We start from the raw sequence: 22555 nt of genomic DNA on the forward strand, positions 1-22555 counted from the left end.
ACAATGAAAGCAGTCATCCTGGCCGGTGGCCTGGGTACCCGTATCAGTGAAGAGTCGCATCTGCGCCCGAAACCGATGATCGAAATTGGTGGCAAGCCCATCATTTGGCACATCATGAAAATCTACTCCCACCACGGGATCAACGATTTCGTGATTTGCCTCGGTTACAAGGGCTATGTGATCAAGGAGTACTTCGCGAACTATTTCCTGCACATGTCAGATGTCACCTTCGACATGTCGGAAAACCAGATGCATATCCACAACCGTCATGCCGAGCCTTGGCGAGTCACGCTGGTGGACACTGGCGAGAATACGGCAACTGGCGGGCGCCTCAAGCGGGTACGCGATTACGTTGGCGACGAAACCTTCTGCCTGACTTACGGCGACGGCGTTGCCGATGTGGACCTGCCAGCCCTGATCGATTTCCACAACCGCCATGGCAAGCTGGCGACCGTGACTGCCGTTCAGCCGCCCGGGCGTTACGGTGCGCTGGATGTGCGGGGCGAGCAGGTGCATGGCTTCCAGGAAAAGCCACTGGGCGACGGTGGCTGGATCAATGGCGGCTTCTTCGTGCTCGAACCTGGGATCTTCGACTACATCGAGGGCGACGCCACCACATGGGAATACGAGCCCATGCGTGCCCTGGCGCAGGATGGCCAGCTGATGACCCACGTGCACCGTGGCTTCTGGCAGGCCATGGACACGCTGCGCGATCGCAGTTACCTGGAAGAGCGCTGGAAGGCCGATGAAGCACAATGGCGCATCTGGTCATGAGCCGTAGCTTCTGGTCGGGGCGTCGGGTTTTTCTGACAGGGCACAGCGGCTTCAAAGGCGGCTGGCTAGCCCTTTGCCTGCGCGAGATGGGCGCCGAAGTGTATGGCTACTCCCTGGCCCCCGATACCGCGCCCTCGCTTTATGACAGCGCCCGGCTAGCCGAGTGCGTGGCTGGCGAGTTTGCCGATATTCGTGATGCTGACCGATTGCTGCGCAGCGTTGCGGCATTTCGCCCAGAGGTTGTCTTGCACCTGGCCGCGCAGCCGCTGGTGCGCGAATCCTATCGCAGCCCGGCGCAAACGTACGCCACCAATGTTACCGGCACGCTCAACCTGCTTGAAGCGGTACGGCAGTGCGACACGGTGCGTGCCGTGCTGGTGGTCACCAGCGATAAATGCTACGAGAACCGCGAGTGGCAATGGCCATACCGTGAGCAGGATGCCTTGGGGGGGCATGACCCCTACAGCAGCAGCAAGGCGTGCGTCGAGCTGCTTTGTGCATCGTGGCGCGAGTCGTTCCTGCGCGAGCGCGGTGTGGCGCTTGCGACCGCGCGTGCGGGCAACGTGATCGGTGGCGGTGACTGGTCAGCAGACCGGTTGCTGCCCGATATCCTGCGCGCCTGGGAAGCCGGGGAGTCGGTGACCTTGCGCTATCCCGATGCCGTGCGCCCGTGGCAGCACGTACTCGACCCGCTTGAGGGCTACCTGCTGCTGGCCCAGGCGTTGATCGAGCGTGGTCAGGACGTGGCAGAGGCCTGGAATTTCGGCCCTGACAGCGGTGGGACGGCAACCGTGGGTGAGTTGGTCCATGCCATGGCGCAGTTGTGGCCAGGCGAAGCGGGTTGGTCTGTCGACCCGCACGTGCAGCCCCATGAAGCAGGCTTGTTGACCCTCGACTCCTCCAGAGCTCGCCAACGCTTGGGCTGGCGACCCAAGTGGGGCCTGAAGCAATCGTTGCGTCACACCCTTGAATGGCATCGCGCCTGGCGCGATGGCCAAGACATGCAGCAATACTGCCGCACGCAAATAGCGGCACACGAAGGTGAGTTCAATGACTGATCAAACGGCGCAGCAGTTGCGCCAGCAAATTACCGAGCTCGTTGGCCGTTATGCCGAGCTGGAACTGGCCGCGCCTGGTTTTGTACCTGGCCAGCATGCGGTTCCGCCCTCTGGCAAAGTCATTGGTGCACCCGAACTACAAGCCATGACGGAAGCTGTGCTGGACGGATGGTTGACCACCGGGCGCTTCAACCAGGCATTCGAAAAACGCCTGGCACGTTACCTGGGGCGGCGTGGCGTGCTCACCGCCAACTCCGGCTCTTCGGCGAACCTGTTGGCGTTTTCCGCCTTGACGTCGCCACGTCTGGGGGATCGTGCCATTCGCAAGGGGGACGAGGTGATTGGCGTGGCAGCGGGTTTTCCTACCACCGTCAACCCGATCCTGCAATTTGGTGCCGTGCCGGTCTTCGTCGATATCGAGATGGGTACGTATAACGTCGACCCGGCCTTGATCGAGGCGGCGATCAGCCCGCGGACCAAGGCGATCATGTTGGCCCACACGCTGGGTAACCCGTTCAACCTGGCCGTGGTGCGAGAACTGTGCGACCGCTACGGCTTGTGGCTGATCGAGGACTGCTGCGATGCGCTGGGTGCCACTTATGATGGCCGCCAGGTGGGCAGCTTCGGCGACCTGGGTACGCTCAGCTTCTATCCGGCCCACCATATCACCATGGGCGAGGGCGGGGCGGTTTTCACCGATTCTCCGCTGCTCAAGCGTATCGTCGAATCGTTCCGTGACTGGGGGCGTGACTGCTATTGCGGGCCAGGTGAAGACAATACCTGCAGCAAGCGTTTCTGCTGGCAGCTGGGCGACCTGCCGCAAGGTTACGACCACAAGTACACCTATTCCCACCTGGGGTACAACCTCAAGATCACCGACATGCAGGCGGCCTGTGCGTTGGCGCAGATGGACCGGGTGGATGACTTCATCGCTGCACGCAAGCGTAACTTTGCCTGGCTCAGTGAGCGCTTGTCCGGGTGTGTGGAGCAGCTGATCCTGCCACATGCCACCCCCAACAGCGACCCGTCCTGGTTCGGCTTCCCGCTGACGCTGCGTGATGGTTGTGGCGTCGAGCGGCTGGATCTTTTGCGTCATCTCGATGCGCAGAAGGTGGGTACTCGCCTGCTGTTCGCTGGCAACCTTACCCGACAGCCCTACATGAAAGACCAGCAATACCGGGTAGCCAGTGACCTGACGGTGACAGACAAGATCATGAAGGACACCTTCTGGGTCGGTCTGTGGCCCGGGCTTGGCGAAGACCATCTTGAGCATGTGGCCGACAGCATCGAAGCCTATGTACGGAGGCTGCGTTGATGGGCGTATTCGCGTGTGAACGGTTTACTGGGCGCGGCCGCAGGTTGTTCGCCCGAGCCAGCGTCGCACGCCCGTCGTTGCCACATCCAGGATGCAGCTCGTGAGTACTCAGCACTATCCGCCATTGCACGTTGTGTCGCCGCGCCCGTATTACATCGTTGCGCCCGCCTACCGGCATAACTCGGCCGGTATCCGGGTGATGCACATGTTGTGTCACCTGCTGAACCGGTGCGGCCAGGATGCCTACCTGTACAGCTCCACGACCAACCCGATGTGGCACACCCCGCTGCTCACCAATGAGCTGAGGCAGCAGCATGAGCAGGCCGGGCGCCAGCCTATCGTGGTGTACCCGGAGGTGGTCTCGGGGAACCCGACCAACGCACGGTCGGTAGTGCGTTACTTGCTCAACGTGCCAGGGTTGATCGCAGGGGATACGGAGTTTGCCGACTCGGAAATGATCTTTGCCTACGGTGAGCATCTGCTGCCCAAGGGGGCAGGGGCTGAGCGCATACTGTTTCTGCCGCCGATCGACACGTCGCTGTTCAACAACCATGGCAACCCCTATGACGGCCATCGCAAAGGTTGGCTGATCTATCCGGGGCGCCATACCCATGCACTTCAGGAACACCCCGAGCTGGCGGCGAGGTGCACGCTCATTACCAACGAATGGCCAGCCACCCCTCGGGAAATGGCTGAGCTGTTCCGGCGCAGTGAGGGCATTTATTGCTTCTCTTCCACCGCAACTGCGCTGGAAGCGATGTTGTGTGGTTGCCCGGCCGTGGTGCTCAAATCGCCCTTTTTCGATGGTACGCCGCTTGGTATTGGCGAGTTCGGCACACACGGGCTGGCCTTCGAAGACACGCCTGAGGCTATCGAGCATGCCCGATCGGGTTTGGCCATCGTTCAGCAAAAGTACGCGGACTTGCAGGGCCGGTTCTGGGAACAATTGGCCAGTTTCATCGAACAGACCCAGGCCATGCCTTGCACAGACCTGCAACCAGATGCCATGCAGGGGGCAGCAGGTCGGCCAGATGCACAGGTTGCCCAGTGGCTGCGGTCCCGTCGCCCTACTGATGCCCAGGCAGAGCTGATCGCCCGGCGTCTGGAAGACAGGCGCATGGATTTACCCTGGTTCGATTTCGTCATCATCCCGGACGGCCAGGCAGCTGCGGTCGAGGCGACGCGCAAAAGCCTGCAGGGGCAGATGTATCAGCAGGTCGCCGTCCACTTGCCAGCTGATTGCGAGCTTGCCACGCTTAACCAGTTGGTCCTGCAACAAGGGACCGGACAGTGGCTCTGCTTTGTGCGTGCGGGTACCACGTTCACACCGTTCGGGCTGTTGATGCTCGCGCTGGAGCTGCTCGAGGGCGACCAGGTGCGTGCGGTGTATGCCGATGAGCTGGTTACCACCCCACAGGGCACGCAACAGGCGCTGCTGCGCCCCGACTTCAATCTCGACATGCTGCTGGCCAGCCCGGCCCAACTGGCGCGGCATTGGTTCTATCGCCGCGAGGTATTCCTCGAGGCAGGCGGTTTCGACCTGGCCTGCGCGGGGGCGGCGGAGCTGGCGTTGCTATTGCACTTGATCGAAGATGCCGATGGCCTCGACGGGTTGGCTCATGTCAGCGAGCCTGTGTGCATTTCGCCGGGCGAGGCGCCTGTTCACAGCCCTCAGGAACAGGCGGTGCTGCTGCGCCATTTGCAACGGCGCGGCTACACCCAGGCGCAGGTGCGCATGCACCGGCCAGGCATTCATCGCATCGATTATGGTCACGCCGAGCAGCCATTGGTTTCGCTGGTTGTGCCATGCGGCGGGCGTCTCGATCACGTACAACGCTGCGTGCATGCGTTGCTTGAAAAGACCCGTTACCCCCACTTCGAGATTTTGCTGGGTAAACGATGGCAGCGGCAGCCCGGCTACCCGAGCCTGGCTGGCTGGCCTTATGGCGCGGGAGCAAAACCGTGTCAGCGTGCTGAGTGACGCGTCGGTACGTGACCATGCCACTGCCTGTAATCTGGCGGCCAGGCATGCGCGGGGCGAGTACTTGGTGCTGCTGCACGAGGATACCGTGATTGTGCATGATGACTGGCTGGATGCCTTGCTCAACCACGGCCAGCGCCCGGAAGTAGGCATCGTCGGCGCCAGGTTGATGCATCCCAATGGCACGGTCGAACAGGCTGTGCAGGTCCTGGGCTTGAACGGCCCTGGCAACTCGGCGTTTTCCGGGCTTGCGCAGGATGAGGGGTACATGCGCCGGCTTGAGCTGGATCAGAACCTGAGTGCCGTGTCTGGCGCTTGTCTGCTGATTCGCCGGGCGCTTTACCAGGATGTGGGTGGAATGGACGAGCGCCTGACGCAGCGCACGGGTGCCAGCCTCGATCTATGCCTGAAGGCGCGGCAGGCTGGTTATCTTACGGTGTGGACCCCCCATGCTGTGGTGGTGTGCGAAGGGCAGGGCGAGTGTCTGCCTGCCGAAGCGGTCGAGGCCGAACAGGAAGCGGTGTATGGCAGATGGCTGCCTGTCATCGCCCGCGATCCGGCCTACAACCGCAACCTGTCTTTGCAGGGGGCTGGTTTTGAGCTCGAGACTGACCCGGGCCTGTCATGGAACCCCCTGAGCTGGCGTCCGTTACCCGTGCTGTTGAGCATGCCGGGCGAACTTGCCGGCGCTGCTCGTAGCCGGATCGTCGATCCTGCCTTGTCCATGAGTATTGCCGGCCTGGCTGATGTCCGACTGGCCTTGCGGCCTTATCTGCCCGCCGAGGTGGAGCGGCTGCAGCCCGACAGTTGGGTCATGAGGCGGCCGGCAAACGACGCGCAAATTCAGGCGTTACGTTGCAACGCCCGGTTCTCCCGCGCATTCAAGGTGGGCGATGTGAATGCCGACTTGCCTGGCCTGGCTGAAGACGATATTGCAGGTGCGCTGCGGTGGTCTGTCGGCGTTGTGGACCGGCTGGTGGTGCCAACCCATGCATTGGCCGAAGCGCTGCAAGGCTTCTGCTCCGATATTCGTGTCATCCCGGATCGTCTGCACCCGTCCCGCTGGGGGGCGTTGGCCACTCGACGGCAGCCAGGTAGTCGCCCTCGTATAGGGTGGGTGGGTGATCAGTTCGACGCCAGCGTTCAGCGCCTGATGCTGGAGATCGTTCAGGCCTTGCGTACTGATGTGGACTGGGTCTGTCTGGGTGAATGCCCGCCCCAGTTGCAGCCCTACCTGCGCGAGTTACATGGCCCGGTGCCCTACGATGACTACCCGCAGAAGCTCATGTCGCTGGGGCTCGACCTGGCGCTGGCACCTCTAGGCGATGGCTGGCTTGACGCGTGTCGCAGCAATGTGCGGCTTCTGGAATATGCCGCGTGCGGCTATCCGCTGGTTTGCAGTGACGTGTTGCCCTATCAAGGTTTGCCCGTGACCCGGGTCAGGAACACGGCCGGCGACTGGGTCAGTGCTATCCAGTCGCACCTTGCCGAGCCTGCTGCCAGCGCAAGGGGCGCGCAAGCACTGCGCGAGCAGGTGCTGGCACGGCACATGCTGGATGAAGGCTATGCACGCCAATGGCTTGACGCCTGGCTGCCAGGTTGAGGGCAGAGCAGACACCGATAGCGAACAGTCAATCATTCCAATAGCCGCCGGGCACGTCCCAAGGCGGCGTGCACTGCCGGCATCAGCCGCACATAAAACACAGCATGCCTTGGGGTCAAATCGACCTGTCCCACGGCAACCAGGGGAGTATCCGGTGAAAACCATTAGTCAGCGTGACAAAGATCTGTTTGAAAACCTGTTCGTACTGGAGCTCGCCAACAATCATTGGGGCAAGCTGGAGCGCGGGCTGAAAATTGTCCGCGACCACGGAACGATCGCGCGTTACAACAACGTCAAGGCTGCCATCAAGCTGCAGTTCCGCGATGTCGATGAGTTCATTCATCCTGATTTCAAGGGTACTGCAGACCTTCGCTATGTGAAGAAGACCGAGGACACTCGCCTGACCAAGGCAGAGTTTGCCCGCATGGTGGAAGAAGTCCGCAACCTGAGCTGCATTCCCATGGCGACGCCATTCGACGAAGCCTCGGTTGACCTGTGCGTCGAATTCGACATGCCGATCATCAAGATTGCCAGTTCCGACATGAACGACTGGCCGCTTATCGAGAAAATCGCGTCCACCCGCCGGCCAACCATCATTTCCACGGGCGGCGCATCGGAAAAAGACCTGGACGATATCGTTCGCTACTTTGAAAAGCGTGATATCCCGCTGGCCATCAACCATTGTGTTTCGCTGTACCCCAGCGAGGACGACGAGCTGCAGCTCGACCAGATCGACTACCTGCGCAACCGTTACCCTGGGCATGTCATTGGCTTGTCTACCCATGAGTACCACGACTGGCACTCGTCCATGCTCATTTCCTACGGTAAAGGTGTACGTACCTGGGAAAGGCACATTGATATCCAATACCAAGGTGTGCCGGTTTCCAACTACTGCTCGCTCCCTGAGCAATGCGATACCTGGTACAAGGCCTTCCACAAGGCCAAGGAAATGTGCGGGGGTGTCAGCGGCACTCGACGCATCATTTCACGTAAAGAAACCGAGTACCTCAACGCACTCGTGCGCGGTGCCTATGCACGTCGGGACCTGTCGCCGGGCTACGTGCTGAACCGGGACGAGTTCGAAAAGGACTTCTACCTTGCAATCCCGCTGCACAAAGGGCAGCTGTCCTGCCGTGAAGTCATGAACGGTGAAACGCTGCTGCAGCCGATCAAGGCAAACGAACGCCTTACCATCGACCACATTGACGGGCCTTACAGTGAAACCCCGGCACTCAAAGAACTGATCCTGGGCCGGGGGCTGTGATGATGGCGACTGTATCCCAGCAAATTGCGCAATGGCTGGTTCAGCAAGGGGTCGAACAGGTTTTCACCGTCACCGGCGGCGGTGCCATGTTCCTCAACCAGGCCTTGGGTGGCCATGAGCAGCTGCGTTGCACGTTCATGCACCATGAGCAGGCTTGTGCCATGGCCGCCGAAGGTTATGCGCGCATCACCGGCAAGCCGGCCGTGGTGATGTTGACGACCGGTCCGGGCTCTATCAACGCGCTCAACGGCGTGCATGGGGCGTTCACCGACTCCATCCCCATGATCGTGCTGTCCGGCCAGATCAAGCGCGAAACCTGTGTGTCTTTCCAGGATGTGCCAGGCCTGCGTCAGCTGGGTGACCAGGAGGGGCCGACCATCGCCATGGCCAGCCCGGTCTGCAAGTACGCGCAGATCGTGCGTTCGGAGCAGGATGTGGAGGTCATGCTGCCCAAGGCGTTCGCCGAAGCAGTAGGCGGTCGCCCCGGGCCTGTCTGGCTGGATATCCCACTGGATATCCAGCAATCCAAAGCACAGCTCGATATCCCCGCGCCATCGCTGATCCAGCCGCCTCGAGCCGAGGGTTTGCGCGCCGCCTGCCGTGATATCGTCGGCAAGCTGTTGCAATCGCACCGCCCAGTGGTGCTGGGCGGCACTGGCGTGCGCCTTTCACGCACCGAGCAACGGCTGCTGGCGCTGGTGGAGCGCTACGGCATCCCCCTGGCGACCGCCTGGACCCATGATCTGATCGCGTCTGATCACCCATTGTTCGCCGGTCGCCCTGGCACTATCGGTACCCGTGCCGGCAACTTCTGCTTGCAGGCGGCTGACTTTGTGCTGGTGCTTGGGTCGCGTCTGAATGTGCGGCAGACCAGCTACAACTGGCAGGCATTCGCCAAGCACGCCTGGGTGGCTCAGGTCGATATCGACGCCGCCGAGCTGAACAAGCCCACCGTGCGCCCGGACTTCGGCGTTGCCGCCGACCTGGCAGACTTCCTCGATGTCTTCGAGCAAGAGCTGGCAAAGGCCACCCTGCAGAGTTTTGCACCGTGGGTGCAATGGTGCCAGCACATCGGGCGTACCTATCCGGCATCGGCGGAGCACACGCAAAAAGCCGATGGGCCTTTGAACCCATACCTGATGGTGCAACGCATCTTTGCGCAGATGCGTGCGGATGACATCGTGGTGTGTGGCAATGCGTCAGCCTGCATCCTGCCATTCCAGATCGGCGCCTTGCAGAAGGACCAGCGCCTGTTCAGCAACTCGGGCTCCGCGTCGATGGGCTATGACCTGCCTGCGGCTATTGGTGCGGCGACGGCAGCCAAAGCGGAAGGTGCACGCCGGGTGATCTGCTTTGCCGGTGACGGCAGCCTGCAGATGAACATTCAGGAACTGCAAACGCTCAAGACCATCGGCGTCAATGTGATCGTGATTGTGCTTAACAATCGAGGTTACCTCTCGATCTGGCAAACACACGAAAACTTCTTTGGCCGAGTGATCGGCGCCACGCCCGAATCAGGCGTGGAATTCCCGGACTTCACTGCCGTGGCCAGCGCTTATGGCCTGCGCGCCGAAAGCATCGCTACACAGGGCGACCTGGCACGGCTTGATGCACTTCTGGAAAGTGATGGCCCGATGTTGATCGACCTGCACGTCGACCCTCGGCAGGAGTTCGTGCCGCGTATCAAGTCGCGGGTCGATGCCAACGGTGCTTTCGTCACCCCGGAACTCGATGACATGCACCCGTTCCTCGAGCCTGAAACGATGGCGCAAATTCGGGCAGAAGCTGCAGGGCTACGTGCCGTCCCCAACACCGATAAAGGTGGTATGTAATGGCTGAGAAGAGAGATCGCTTTCAAGACTTCATTGCACTGCGTGACCGGGCAGCGGACGTTGTACCCGCTCGCATTGATCCAAAGCGGCCGTTGTGGATCTTCGGTGCGGGGAACTTCGGTCGTAGCCTGGCCACCGCCGCACAGCAGCAAGGTATTGCTGTTGCGGGCTTTGTAGAGACATCGCCACGCATCGATTCGGTCCTAGGGTTGCCAGTATTGAACTGGCACGCACTAGCCCTTCAGGCGCCCGAAGCGCAACTTGCACTCGGTATTTTCAACCGCGATGCGCCTTACGATGAGTTGTTGTCGATCGTTGCCGAGGCAGGCTTTGCCAAGCCATTGATGCCTTGGGAGTTGTACGAACAGTTCGCTTCGGCCCTGGGGTGGCGGTTCTGGCTGAGCAGCCGTAGTTACCTGTTGGACGCCATGGAGCGTATCGGGCGCGTGGCAGACAAGCTGGCCGATGACGAAAGCAAGCAGCTTCTTTATCGGATGTGTGCATTCCGGCTCGGGTTAGACCTGGAGTACGCCAGCTTCCTGTCGGAGGAGGAACGGTACATCAATGCGCTGACGTTGCCGGCCTTGCAGGGGCGCGATATCACGTACGTGGATTGTGGTGCTTACGACGGTGACAGCTACGAAGAGTTGATTGCCTGGCCCGAAATTTCCTGCAGCCGAGCATTTCTGCTTGAGCCTGACCCTGAAAACTTCGCTCGGTTGGTGCAGCGAGTGGGGGCTGAAGATACCCGCGCAATTTGTTTGCCATTGGCGGCCGCTGAGCATTACGGCATTCTCACTTTCAATGCTGGCCAGGGTGAAGCTTGCTCTATCAGCCAGCAAGGTGGGGGCATATCGATTGCAGCCGTTGCCCTGGATCAGATGCTGCCAAGTGCGCCGGTCGACCTGATCAAACTGGATGTCGAGGGCGCTGAAGCTCAGGTGTTGCGTGGTGCTGAACAGATTATTCGGCGTTGCCGCCCGGTACTGATCGTGTCGCTGTACCATAACCCTCAGGATGTGTGGGAACTGCCGGAGTTGCTGTTCGAGTTTTGCTCCGATTACCGGTTCCATATTCGGCAACACTGCCCGAACACGTTCGAGTCGGTTTTGTACGCAGTGCCGAACTGATGAACCTGCTATTGACCGGCGGTACCGGCTTTTTTGGCAAGGCGCTGTTGCGACACTGGCTGGAAATCGCCAATGCAGGTTTGCAGGTGCCGTCGGTCACGGTATTGAGCCGATCGCCAGAGGCGTTTCTGACCCGGCATCCTGAGTTTTCCGGCCTGGCGTGGCTGCGTCTGCACTGTGGGGACATTCTGCAGCCCGCGTCCTTTCCTGAAGCAGCTGGCTTCACTCATGTGTTGCATGCGGCAGCCGATTCGACTGCCGGCGCGCAGCTCACGCCATTGCAGCGCTATATCCAGATCGTCGATGGCACCCGTCATGTGCTGGATTATTCCGTCAGGCAACGTATCCCGCGCTTGTTGATGACCAGTTCCGGTGGCGTGTACGGCCCCCAGCCGCAGGGCATGGAGCAGATTCCCGAGGATTACCATGGCTTGCCCGACCCGTTGGAGCCTGCCCATGCCTATAGCGTTGCCAAGCGCTGCGCCGAGCATCTGGGCATTTTGTACCAGCAGCAGTTTGGCCTGGAGGTAGTCATCGCCCGCTGTTTCGCCTTCGTCGGCAGGGATCTGCCGCGCGATGTGCACTTCGCGATAGGCAATTTCATTCGCGACGCCCTTGAATCGAACGCCATACGCGTCAGCGGGGATGGAACGCCTGTGCGGTCTTACATGGACCAGCGTGACCTGGCCCACTGGCTGGATGTGATGCTGCGTCAAGGTCGCGCGGGCACTGCTTACAACGTCGGGTCGGATAAGGCGGTGACGATCGCTGAGCTCGCTCATCAGGTGCGTGACGTGCTGTCACCACAAAAACCTGTGCACATCGCAGCTGCACAGGCTGCCTTGGGGGGTTTCCGCAACCGGTATGTGCCGTGCATCGACAAGGCGCGCTCGGAGCTCGGGTTGCAGTTGCGTCATGGCTTGCAGCAGTCGATCAAGGACGCGGCGATTTAGAGGGCTGCCCGGTTGAACTGGCCGCGGCGCAATAACTCCATTTTTACCTGGACATGCTAGGTCTGACTTCATGATCAACGATGTGTTTCCCGCCGGTGCACGCGAACGCGTTGCTACCCAGTGCGTTTGCTGTGGGTCGGCGCAGTTGTCGCGGTCTCCTGCGGTGCTGATGCCTTTTGTGTCGCATCGAGCGCTTGGCTGGGCGCCTGCAGTCATCGACGACAGTTGGGGGTTGAACAGTATCCCTCAGGGAACGGCCTACTGCGTGTGCAATACCCTTCACTGCGCGCGGTGTGAGTTCCTGTTCCTGGATATCCGGTTTTCGGAGCGGGAGATGCAGCGCCTCTATGACGGTTACTACGGCAAGGCTTATGAAGATTTGCGAGAACACTATGAGCCAGGCTTCAGGGAGCGCAACAAAGCGCTGAGCGCGCCCAGCGAGCTGCTTGGCCTGACCCGTTCATACATTCTTCGGCATATCGCGCCCACGCAGGTTCTGGACTGGGGTGGAGGGGATGGCTCCAATACACCTTTCAAAGGGCAGGGCTATTCGACCGATATCTACGATATCGACAAAAAGCCCACCGTGCCCGGTACCAGCAGCGTGACCAAGGACGAGGTGCGAGGCGCGCACCTACGACTTGATCGTGTGCCGGCATGTGCTTGAGCATGTTCCTTATCCAACGGACACACTTGCGCAGATAAGCGCCTGCATGCACGACGATACGTTGCTGTACGTTGAGTTACCCCACGAGGTGTTGATGGTTGGCAACAATCAGGTTTCGGCCGAGCAAAAGCGGCACTGGCATGAACATATCAACTTCTTTTCGGTGGCAGCGCTTACCAATCTGTTCGCACTTGGCGGTTTCACCGTCCTGGATATTCAGTCAACCGCGTTTGCCAGCGATGCCAAGCTGGGTTCGGCAGGGCACCTGCTTCAGGCGGTTGTGAAAAAGGTACCTGGAGGCGTGTGACCTTAGGGGGGATGAGGCTCTCGGGCTGCGTGAAAACCATGCAAAAGCGGCCCCGGCATTGCGGCATTTGCAGCTTTGGTCGTATAACCGTGACTTGGCAGTCGAAACGTGCATCTTTAATCTATCAAGTCAGCGGGCAGCTACGTCGATGGCCTGACGAGGCCAGTTTTCAGGCCCGATCCCGCACTATCCGCCATGTCAACCGGGAAGCCACAATGATTGGCATTAAAAGCATCGCCAGTTACGTACCTGTGAATGGTGTAGACAACTACGCCCAAGGTGCGAAATTCGGCAAGGATCAAGAGTTCATTTTCGGCAAGATCGGTTCCACCTTCTTGCCGCGCAAGGATGCCAACCAGGAAACATCCGATCTTTGCGTCGAGGCAGCCAATGCATTGTTTGCCGCCAACCCGTCACTGAATCCAGCTGCCATTGACGCAGTGATAGTGGTCACTCAGAACGGCGATGCCGAAGGTCTGCCGCATACCGCGGCGATTGTTCAGCACAAGCTCGGGCTTTCGACCGCCGTTGCGGCCTTTGATATTTCACTGGGCTGCTCGGGCTATGTCTACGGCTTGTATGCGATGAAGGGTTTCATGGAGGCCGCGGGCCTCAAAAACGGCCTGCTGATCACTGCCGACCCTTACTCGAAGATTGTCGACCCGGAAGATCGCAATACCACCATGCTGTTTGGTGACGCCGCCACCGCCACCTGGATGGGTGAGGACGCTGCCTGGCAATTGGGCAAGTCGTTGTTCGGCAGCGATGGCGCGGGTGCCGAGCACTTGCGTACCACCGATGGCAAGTTCTTCATGAATGGTCGCCAAGTCTATAACTTTGCCTTGGTCAAGGTGCCAGCGCACTTGCAGCAGTTGCTTGAAGCCAGCTCACTCCAGGCCAACGATATCGACCTGTACTGCCTGCATCAGGGCAGCGCGGCGATCGTGGATGCCGTTTCGTCCCGCTTCGATGAAGGCGAGCACAAGCAGAAGTTCGTCAAGGATATGGTCGAGACGGGCAACACCGTGTCGTCAAGCATACCGCTGCTGCTGGAAAAGCACGTGCTTGGCTCCGGCTGCAAGCGCGTGGCGCTGAGTGGCTTCGGGGTGGGCTTGTCATGGGGTTCGGCCATTATCGAACGCTGCGACTGACCGTTCGTCGCCTTCAATAACGCCGTCATCGTCTGACGGCGTTTTACTTTCTATCCTGCAACAATGTGGCGCCTGTAAATTGGCGTCAACTCCTTGATTTCATTGGGCTGGCACGGTGCCAGCAATTTTTTTTGAAATTGCGCTAAAGCAAGACGCCCTGACGACGATAACTATTACGAAGGTTCTCTGTGCCACCTCCGGCGAATTGCCAAGGCCGGAAGCCGTAGTACCCAATCCAACGAGGAATTCGTCATGGCTTTGACTGTAAACACCAACACCACCTCCCTGGGCGTTCAGAAGAACCTGAACCGGGCTTCCGATGCACTGGGCACCTCGATGACCCGTCTGTCTTCCGGCCTGAAAATCAACAGCGCCAAAGACGACGCTGCCGGCCTGCAGATCGCTACCCGCATGACTTCGCAGATCCGTGGCCAGACCATGGCGATCAAAAACGCCAACGACGCCATCTCCATCGCCCAGACTGCTGAAGGCGCGATGCAAGAGCAGACCAACATCCTGCAACGTATGCGTGAATTGGCTGTTCAGTCGCGAAACGACAACAACAGCGAAGCAGACCGCGATGCACTGGATAAAGAATTCCAGTCGATGCTCAAAGAGATCGACCGTATCGCCGGTTCGACCCAGCTGAACGGCAAGAACCTGCTGGACGGTAGCGCCAGCGACATGACCTTCCAGGTTGGCTCCAACACCGGCAGCGACAACCAGATCACCATCAGCCTGAGCGATGCCATGAACACCACTGGCGCGCTGAGCGGCCTGAGTGGCCAGAGCATCACCGGTGCTGACAGCGCCGCTGCCGAAGCGACCTTCACCGCCGCCCTGAGCGCTATTGATGACGCGCTGAACGCGATCAACAGCACCCGTGCCGACCTGGGTGCCGTTCAGAACCGTCTGACCAGCACCATCAACAACCTGCAGAACATCAACGAAAACGCCGAAGCCGCCCGTGGCCGTGTACAGGACACCGACTTCGCCGCCGAAACTGCTCAGCTGACCAAGCAGCAGACCCTGCAGCAAGCTTCCACTTCGATTCTGGCCCAGGCCAACCAACTGCCATCCGCCGTACTGAAGCTGCTTCAGTAATTACTGATGGTGATCGGCGGGGGAGTGCATTCTAAGGCGCTTCCCCGCCTTTTCGTTATGAGGTGGTAGACATGGACATGAGCGTCAAGCTGAATCTGTCCTACCCGGCATCCCGCCCCGCCGAACAGGCTGGCGAAAAACCGGTTGCTCGCGCTGAGGAGGCTTCGCGCGGCGGCAGTGACACGCTGGTACCCAATGCCATCAGTGCTGCCGAGCACAGCAATGATGCCGAAAAAGTGAAAAGCGCTGTTTCGGAAATTGAAAAGTTTCTCAGCTCCACCCGACGCAACCTGGAATTCTCCACGGACGAAGAATCCGGAAAGATCGTAGTCAAGGTCATCGCCAGTGAAACCGGCGAGTTGATCCGCCAATTGCCTTCTGAAGAGGCATTGCGGATTGCGCATAACCTGAGCGATGTAAACAGTATTTTGTTCGACGCCAAGGTTTGATCGGCGGAGAATGTGCTAAAGCAGGAATCACGTCAGGCTTGCAGGAGCAGGCCCTGACGGTCAACAAAGAGGGATAACTGTATGGCGAGCACCCTGGTTTCCAGTATCGGTCAAGGTACGGGTCTGAATATCACCGAAATGGTCGCGGCGCTGGTCAATGCCGACACGGCGGCCAAGAAGGCGCAGATCACTCGGCAGACCAGCAACAATACCGCGATGATTTCCGGTGTGGGCTCGCTTCGCAGTGCCCTGACGGCGTTTCAGGACGCCATGGCAAAGCTGAACAGCTCCACCAGCCCCGCTTTCAATGCGTATGCCGCCAAGTCGGCCAATGAGTCAGTGGTCAAGGTGACGGCTGGCAACACGGCGGTGGCAGGCAGCTACGACATTGTGGTCAACAATCTGGCGACCGGCTCGAAAGTGGCCAGTGCCCCGATCGTCGGCGGTGCGGCTGCAACGGTGACGGGCGGTACGCTGACCATCGAGCAGAACGGCAACACCTATGAGCTCGAAGTTGAAGATGGCGCCTCGTTGCAGTCCGTGCGCGACCAGATCAACAAAGAGCTGGCCGTTCAAGGCATCTCCGCCAACATCGTGAACGGCAAGGACGGTGCGCGGCTGGTGTTCAGTTCAACCACCACCGGTGCCGATACCGACCTCATGGTCAGTGGCGTCCCTGAGCTTGAGATTGACGGTACTCAGCAGATGTCGGATACCGGCGCCGGGTTCATTACCGCCATGGCGCAGGATGCCGAGCTGACCATCGACGGCTTGGTGGTCACCAGCAAGAAGAACACCATTACCGACGCCATCAGTGGCATCACGCTGGAGTTGACGGGCGTCAGCGCCAGGTCGGGCGCCGACGGTGTGCCAACCAATGTCTCGGTGTCGCAGGACAATGATGGCCTGAGGAAGTCGGTTCAGTCGTTCGTCGATGCCTATAACACGTTGCAGAAAACCATTACTGCGCTGACAACGTCCACGCGTGATGAGGATGACAACCTTTCGCTCGGCCCGTTGAGCAACGACCCGACCACCCGTTCGCTGGTCAACGATATTCGCAAGGTGCTGTCGGAGGTTGGGGCGGGTGACCAGCTGACGACCCTGAGCCAGTTGGGTATCAACACCACGAAAGATGGCACCCTCGAGTTCAACTCGACCAAGTTCACCGCGGCGATGAACGACAAGAAGCTGGGCTCCGAAGTTCAGGAGTTGTTCACCGGTTCCAATGGGCTGATCGAGCGCATGAACAAGGCCATCGATCCTTACAACTCCACGGACGGCAGCCTGGCCACACGCAAGAGCAACCTGGATAAGGTGGCGAAGAACCTGGCAGACCAGCAGACTGCGCTGGATCGTCGCACCGAGGCTTTGACCGAGTCTCTGACCAAGAAGTGGGTGGCAATGGACACCGCCGTGGCCAAGCTGAATGCCCAGGCCGACCAGATCAAATCGGTTTTCGACGCTATCAACGCTCAGGCCAAGAACTCCTGATCGTTCTCGCCTTTTGCCATGTAAAAGCCCGGCAGCGACCCGTGTCGCTCCGGGCTTTTTTTGTTGGCACTAAAGTTTTTTGACGCTCAGGCGATACACAGGTACAAGCAACCTTTTTCGCTGCAACGAGGTAGATCCATGAACCCGATGTTGGCCCTTCGGCAATACCAGAAAGTCAACGGCGTGGCGCAGACGTCCGAAGCCAGTCCACACCGCCTGGTACAGATGCTTATGCAGGGCGGCCTTGATCGTATGGCCCAGGCCAAAGGTGCCATCGCGCGCAATGACATTGCGCAGCGAGGTATTCTGCTCGGCAAGGCCATCGACATCATCGGTGGGCTGCGTGAAGGGCTGGACCTGGAAAACCATGGTGACAACCTGGTTGAACTGGATAGCCTGTATATCTACATGAGTCGCCGCCTGACCGAAGCCAATCTCAAAGGCGACCCGACCATCATCGACGAGGTCGCGCGCCTGCTGATCACTGTAAAGGAAGGCTGGGACGCAATCGGCGATCAGTCGTCGGCCTCCTGATAAAGGAGCATGACATGAGCGAAGTAATCACCCGAATCGAACAGACCCGCGACATGCTGTTGGCGGCGCTGGCTGACCGTGACTGGGAGGCGGTGGGGGAGTTGGACCTGGAATGCCGTTTGCGCATCGGTGACATGGTGTCCGAAGCCAAAGGAAATGAGGCGGACGTGAGTGCCAGTCTCGAGGAATTGCTGGTCGTGTACCGTCAACTAATCGAGGTTGCAAGTGGCGAGCGTCAATCGTTGGTCAATGAAATGACGAAAATCCGTCAGGCGAAGAACGCGGCAAAGGTATACCATTTGTTCACCTGACCACCAATGTTGCAAAAAGCCGTGCGCCATTAATTTGACTGATCGGTGTTTTTTGACTTTACTAGTGGCTGTTTTCGAATTTCAGACGTCCGAACACTGACCATTCAGTCGGAATGATGTCGAGCACGCCCCTGCAGGGCGCCGATATGACTAGGGAAGTTGCTATTGCATGTGGCGTGAAACCAAGATTCTGCTGATCGATGACGACAGCGCGCGCCGCCGCGACCTTGCGGTGGTGCTGAACTTCCTCGGCGAAGAAAACCTCGCATGTGCCAGCCAAGACTGGCAGCAGGCGGTCGAGCCATTGTCCTCGAGCCGCGAAGTGCTGTGCGTGCTCATCGGCACCGTGAATGCTCCGGGCAATCTGCTTGGGCTGCTTAAGACAGTGGCTACCTGGGATGAGTTCCTTCCGGTTCTGCTTTTAGGTGAAATTTCTTCTGCCGAGCTGCCGGAAGACCTTCGCCGCCGGGTGCTGTCCAACCTGGAAATGCCGCCAAGCTACAGCCAGCTGCTGGATTCGCTGCACCGTGCTCAGGTTTACCGCGAAATGTATGACCAGGCGCGCGAGCGCGGTCGCCAGCGCGAGCCCAATCTGTTCCGTAGCCTGGTGGGCACCAGTCGTGCCATTCAGCACGTGCGGCAAATGATGCAGCAAGTGGCGGATACCGACGCCAGCGTGCTGATCCTGGGTGAGTCAGGCACCGGCAAGGAAGTGGTGGCGCGCAACCTGCATTACCACTCCAAGCGCCGTGAAGCGCCGTTCGTGCCGGTCAACTGTGGCGCGATCCCGGCCGAGCTGCTGGAAAGCGAACTGTTCGGCCACGAGAAGGGCGCCTTTACCGGGGCCATCACCAGCCGTGCCGGGCGTTTTGAGCTGGCCAACGGCGGTACCCTGTTCCTCGACGAAATCGGCGACATGCCGTTGCCGATGCAGGTCAAGCTGCTGCGTGTGCTGCAGGAGCGTACCTTCGAGCGCGTGGGCAGCAACAAGACCCAGAGCATCGACGTGCGCATCATCGCTGCGACGCACAAGAACCTCGAAACCATGATCGAGGACGGCACCTTTCGCGAAGACCTGTACTACCGCCTGAACGTGTTCCCTATCGAAATGGCGCCGCTGCGTGAGCGGGTGGAAGACATCCCGTTGCTGATGAACGAGCTGATTTCGCGCATGGAGCACGAGAAGCGCGGTTCCATTCGCTTCAATTCCGCCTCGATCATGTCGCTGTGTCGTCACGGCTGGCCGGGCAATGTGCGCGAGCTGGCCAACCTGGTCGAGCGCATGGCGATCATGCACCCGTACGGGGTCATTGGCGTGTCGGAACTGCCGAAGAAATTCCGCTATGTCGATGACGAAGACGAGCAGATGGTCGACAGCCTGCGCAGCGACCTGGAAGAGCGCGTGGCGATCAATGGCCACACGCCAAACTTCAGCAACCACGCCATGCTGCCGCCCGAAGGCCTGGACCTCAAGGACTACCTGGGTAGCCTGGAGCAGGGCCTGATCCAGCAGGCGCTGGACGATGCCAACGGTATCGTTGCGCGCGCGGCTGAACGTTTGCGTATTCGCCGTACCACCCTGGTGGAGAAAATGCGCAAGTACGGCATGAGCCGCCAAGGTGGCGAGGAACAGGCGGAAGATTGAAGCCTGGCGGTTGCCTGTGCGGGTCTCTTCGCGTCGGTGTGGGAGCGGGTTTACCCGCGAAGAGGCCCGCCCAGGCACCACAAAACCCCCATCTCCGGCACGGCTATTGCTACATCGCTGGCAACACACCGTTTTTATGACGGTCAGCCACGCGAGAGAGCACGATGCCCCAGGCCGCCCACGTATCCCGAGCCCCCGAACAGCAGGGGCAAACCCCGGTCGCGCAGGACAGCGGCCAGGGTATCGCGCAGGCCTTCGCCCTGTTCAATCAGGTGTCCAGCCAACTGAGCCAGTCCTACAGCCTGCTCGAAGCCCGGGTCAGTGAGCTCAAGGGGGAGCTGGCCGTGGTCAGCGCCCAGCGCATCGACGAACTGAGTGAAAAGGAACGCCTGGCCAACCGCCTGCAGAACTTGCTGGATTTGCTGCCCGGCGGGGTGATCGTGATCGATGGCCAGGGCCTTGTGCGCGAAGCCAACCCGGCTGCTTGCGAGTTGCTCGGTGAGCCTCTGATTGGCCAATTGTGGCGCCAGGTGATCGCCCGTAGCTTTGCCCCGCGCAAGGACGACGGCCACGAAGTCTCGCTGCGCGACGGTCGCCGCCTGTCAATCGCCACCCGCTCACTGGATGCCGAGCCTGGCCAGTTGGTGCTGCTCAACGACCTGACTGAAACCCGTCGCCTCCAGGACCAGCTGGCTCGCCACGAGCGGCTGTCGTCGTTGGGGCGCATGGTTGCCTCGCTGGCCCACCAGATCCGCACACCGCTGTCGGCAGCCATGCTGTATGCCGGCCACCTGGCCGACAACGAGCAAGCGCTGAGCGCGCAAACCCGACAGCGCTTCGCCGCGACCTTGAAGGAGCGCCTGCACGAACTGGAACACCAGGTGCGCGACATGCTGGTGTTTGCCCGTGGCGAGTTGCCGCTGGGGGATCGGGTGACCCCGAAAGCGCTGTTCCAGGCCCTGCAGCAGGGCGGCCCAGGCGCATGTGCAGGGGCACGCCGTGCGCTGGCAGTGCGACAGTCATCTGGGTGAGCTGCTGTGCAACCGCGACACCCTGGTCGGTGCCTTGCTCAACCTGATTGAAAATGCCCTGCAGGCCAGCGATGGTCCGGCACGGCTGAAGGTGCACCTGTACCGCCGCGCGCGTAGCTTGCACCTGTGCGTCAGCGATGCCGGCAGCGGCATCGATGCAGGCTTGCTCGGCCGTTTGGGCGAGCCGTTCCTCACCACCAAGGCCACCGGTACCGGCCTGGGCCTGGCCGTGGTCAAGGCAGTGGTGCGTGCGCACCAGGGCACGATCAACCTGCGCTCGAAGGTCGGCCGTGGTACCTGCGTGCGGGTAGAGCTGCCATTGATCGACGGGCAATTGGCGGAGGGGGTGTAATGGCAATCAAGGTGCTGCTGGTCGAGGATGACCGCGTATTGCGCCAGGCGCTGGGCGATACCCTGGAAATCGGCGGTTTCGCCTACCAGGCGGTGGGCAGTGCCGAAGAAGCGCTGGAGGCCGTACTGGATGACGCGTTCAGCCTGGTGGTCAGTGACGTCAACATGCCCGGTATGGACGGGCACCAGTTGCTCAGCCAGCTGCGCCGCCAGCAGCCACAGTTGCCGGTACTGTTGATGACGGCGCACGCTGCCGTCGAGCGTGCGGTCGAGGCCATGCGCCAAGGCGCCGTCGACTACCTGGTCAAACCGTTCGAGCCCAAGGCGCTGCTCAGCCTCGTGGAGCGACATGCCGCCGGGCGTGTGACCGGCGAAGAGGGGCCGGTGGCCTGCGAGCCGGCCAGCCGCCAGTTGCTGGAGCTGGCGGCCCGTGTGGCGCGCAGTGACTCGACCGTGCTGATTTCCGGCGAGTCCGGTACTGGCAAGGAAGTGCTGGCGCGCTACATTCACCAGCAGTCGCCGCGTGCGGCGCAGCCCTTCGTGGCGATCAACTGCGCGGCGATCCCCGACAACATGCTCGAGGCCACCCTGTTCGGCCACGAGAAGGGTGCCTTCACCGGCGCTATTGCGGCTCAAGCGGGCAAGTTCGAGCAGGCCGAAGGCGGCACCTTGCTGCTCGACGAAATCTCGGAAATGCCCATGGCCTTGCAGGCCAAGCTGCTGCGTGTGCTGCAGGAGCGCGAGGTGGAGCGGGTAGGCGGGCGCAAGCCGATCAGCCTGGACATTCGGGTGCTGGCCACCACCAACCGCGACCTGGCCGGCGAAGTGGCAGCCGGGCGCTTCCGCGAAGACCTGTACTACCGCCTGTCAGTGTTTCCGCTGGCCTGGCGCCCGCTGCGTGAGCGGCCGGGCGATATCCTGCAGCTGGCTGAGCGCTTGCTGGCGCGCCATGTGGCCAAGATGAAGCACGCCCCGGTGCGCCTCTCGCCAGCGGCTCGGGCCTGCCTGCAGGCACATGCCTGGCCGGGCAACGTGCGCGAGCTGGACAACGCCCTGCAGCGGGCGTTGATTCTGCAGCAGGGTGGCGTGATCGAGGCGGCGGATTTTTGTCTGGCAGGCGCCATTCCATTGTCAGCTGGCACCGAGCCATCTCTCGAGGTGGTTGCTGATGCCGGCGGCCTGGGGGATGACATGCGTCGCCACGAGTACCAGATGATCATCGACACCCTGCGCGCCGAGCGCGGCCGCCGCAAAGAGGCGGCCGAACGCCTGGGGATCAGTCCACGTACGTTACGCTACAAGCTGGCGCAGATGCGCGATGCCGGGTTTGACGTCGAGGCCAGCCTGTTCGGCTGACAGGCCAATCATCTGCAACTGGCGCGGACCTCCGTGGGAGCGGCCTTGCGTCGCGATAGGGCCGCAAAGCGGCCCCGGCGATCTTTGCGGCGGAGCTGAAGTCCTGGGGCCGCTTCGCGCCCCTATCGCGACGCAAGGCCGCTCCCACAGGAATTGTGTGATCCCTGGGAAATGAGTCGCGAAGGCTGGCACCTTTGTTGCTTTAGGTAGGTCATTCGCCGCATGAGTGTCAAAAAAATGCGGCC

At 60.6% G+C, this 22555-nt stretch carries 19 protein-coding genes and 1 pseudogene; all 20 read left to right on the forward strand.

Annotated features, from left to right (window positions below; translation table 11 throughout):
• Nucleotides 1–3: 3 nt before the first annotated feature.
• The 20 genes and pseudogenes from rfbF to ACZ889_RS11505 all read left to right on the forward strand — a co-directional run bounded on the left by rfbF (nucleotide 4) and on the right by ACZ889_RS11505 (nucleotide 22310).
• Nucleotides 4–774: a glucose-1-phosphate cytidylyltransferase gene (gene rfbF, locus ACZ889_RS11410; protein WP_012051609.1), complete on the forward strand. Its 771-nt coding sequence runs from the start codon at nucleotides 4–6 to the stop codon at nucleotides 772–774.
• Nucleotides 756–1832, forward strand: a complete 1077-nt coding sequence (gene rfbG, locus ACZ889_RS11415; RefSeq protein ID WP_219341978.1) for a CDP-glucose 4,6-dehydratase — start codon at nucleotides 756–758, stop codon at nucleotides 1830–1832. The genes rfbF and rfbG overlap by 19 nt, the downstream gene beginning before the upstream one ends.
• A complete protein-coding gene (gene rfbH, locus ACZ889_RS11420) occupies nucleotides 1825–3147 on the forward strand; it encodes a lipopolysaccharide biosynthesis protein RfbH (protein WP_180688647.1) in 1323 nt (440 codons plus the stop codon). Before rfbG ends, rfbH begins: the two co-directional genes overlap by 8 nt.
• Before the next feature lie 100 nt (nucleotides 3148–3247).
• Nucleotides 3248–5128, forward strand: a complete 1881-nt coding sequence (locus tag ACZ889_RS11425; RefSeq protein ID WP_476257383.1) for a hypothetical protein — start codon at nucleotides 3248–3250, stop codon at nucleotides 5126–5128.
• Nucleotides 5091–6731, forward strand: coding sequence for a glycosyltransferase (locus ACZ889_RS11430; protein WP_476257384.1), 1641 nt, complete (start codon nucleotides 5091–5093; stop codon nucleotides 6729–6731). Before ACZ889_RS11425 ends, ACZ889_RS11430 begins: the two co-directional genes overlap by 38 nt.
• A 154-nt stretch (nucleotides 6732–6885) precedes the next feature.
• Nucleotides 6886–7995, forward strand: a complete 1110-nt coding sequence (locus ACZ889_RS11435; protein ID WP_012051613.1) for an N-acetylneuraminate synthase family protein — start codon at nucleotides 6886–6888, stop codon at nucleotides 7993–7995.
• 2 nt (nucleotides 7996–7997) lie between these two features.
• Nucleotides 7998–9827, forward strand: a complete 1830-nt coding sequence (locus tag ACZ889_RS11440; RefSeq protein ID WP_476257385.1) for a thiamine pyrophosphate-binding protein — start codon at nucleotides 7998–8000, stop codon at nucleotides 9825–9827.
• Nucleotides 9827–10957 carry an FkbM family methyltransferase gene (locus ACZ889_RS11445; protein WP_180688644.1) on the forward strand — a complete coding sequence of 377 codons (1131 nt, stop codon included), beginning with the start codon at nucleotides 9827–9829 and terminating at the stop codon, nucleotides 10955–10957. The genes ACZ889_RS11440 and ACZ889_RS11445 overlap by 1 nt, the downstream gene beginning before the upstream one ends.
• Nucleotides 10957–11910 (forward strand): NAD-dependent epimerase/dehydratase family protein, encoded by a 954-nt coding sequence (locus ACZ889_RS11450; protein ID WP_180688643.1) that lies wholly within the window; start codon nucleotides 10957–10959, stop codon nucleotides 11908–11910. The genes ACZ889_RS11445 and ACZ889_RS11450 overlap by 1 nt, the downstream gene beginning before the upstream one ends.
• 70 nt (nucleotides 11911–11980) lie before the next feature.
• Nucleotides 11981–12577: a hypothetical protein gene (locus ACZ889_RS11455; protein WP_476257386.1), complete on the forward strand. Its 597-nt coding sequence runs from the start codon at nucleotides 11981–11983 to the stop codon at nucleotides 12575–12577.
• Nucleotides 12570–12884, forward strand: a complete 315-nt coding sequence (locus ACZ889_RS11460) for a methyltransferase domain-containing protein (RefSeq protein WP_476257387.1) — start codon at nucleotides 12570–12572, stop codon at nucleotides 12882–12884. The genes ACZ889_RS11455 and ACZ889_RS11460 overlap by 8 nt, the downstream gene beginning before the upstream one ends.
• A 215-nt stretch (nucleotides 12885–13099) precedes the next feature.
• Nucleotides 13100–14035 carry a ketoacyl-ACP synthase III gene (locus ACZ889_RS11465; RefSeq protein ID WP_180690149.1) on the forward strand — a complete coding sequence of 312 codons (936 nt, stop codon included), beginning with the start codon at nucleotides 13100–13102 and terminating at the stop codon, nucleotides 14033–14035.
• 252 nt (nucleotides 14036–14287) lie between these two features.
• Nucleotides 14288–15139, forward strand: a complete 852-nt coding sequence (locus ACZ889_RS11470; RefSeq protein WP_012051619.1) for a flagellin domain-containing protein — start codon at nucleotides 14288–14290, stop codon at nucleotides 15137–15139.
• Nucleotides 15140–15210: 71 nt separating this feature from the next.
• On the forward strand, nucleotides 15211–15588 hold the full coding sequence (locus tag ACZ889_RS11475; protein WP_180688642.1) for a flagellar protein FlaG: 378 nt from the start codon (nucleotides 15211–15213) through the stop codon (nucleotides 15586–15588).
• A gap of 81 nt (nucleotides 15589–15669) precedes the next feature.
• Nucleotides 15670–17082 (forward strand): flagellar filament capping protein FliD, encoded by a 1413-nt coding sequence (gene fliD, locus ACZ889_RS11480; protein ID WP_180688641.1) that lies wholly within the window; start codon nucleotides 15670–15672, stop codon nucleotides 17080–17082.
• Between the two features lie 138 nt (nucleotides 17083–17220).
• Nucleotides 17221–17616, forward strand: coding sequence for a flagellar export chaperone FliS (gene fliS / locus ACZ889_RS11485; protein WP_180688640.1), 396 nt, complete (start codon nucleotides 17221–17223; stop codon nucleotides 17614–17616).
• Between the two features lie 14 nt (nucleotides 17617–17630).
• Entirely contained in the window at nucleotides 17631–17927 is a 297-nt protein-coding gene (gene fliT / locus ACZ889_RS11490; RefSeq protein ID WP_012051623.1) for a flagellar protein FliT, read from the forward strand.
• A 169-nt stretch (nucleotides 17928–18096) separates the two neighbouring features.
• Nucleotides 18097–19572 (forward strand): transcriptional regulator FleQ, encoded by a 1476-nt coding sequence (fleQ, locus tag ACZ889_RS11495; RefSeq protein WP_135198860.1) that lies wholly within the window; start codon nucleotides 18097–18099, stop codon nucleotides 19570–19572.
• A gap of 164 nt (nucleotides 19573–19736) precedes the next feature.
• A pseudogene (locus tag ACZ889_RS11500) lies at nucleotides 19737–20955 on the forward strand (sensor histidine kinase).
• Nucleotides 20955–22310, forward strand: a complete 1356-nt coding sequence (locus ACZ889_RS11505; protein ID WP_180688638.1) for a sigma-54-dependent transcriptional regulator — start codon at nucleotides 20955–20957, stop codon at nucleotides 22308–22310. The pseudogene ACZ889_RS11500 and the gene ACZ889_RS11505 overlap by 1 nt, the downstream one beginning before the upstream one ends.
• Nucleotides 22311–22555 lie beyond the last annotated feature (245 nt).

Source organism: Pseudomonas sp. TE3895, assembly GCF_056278855.1.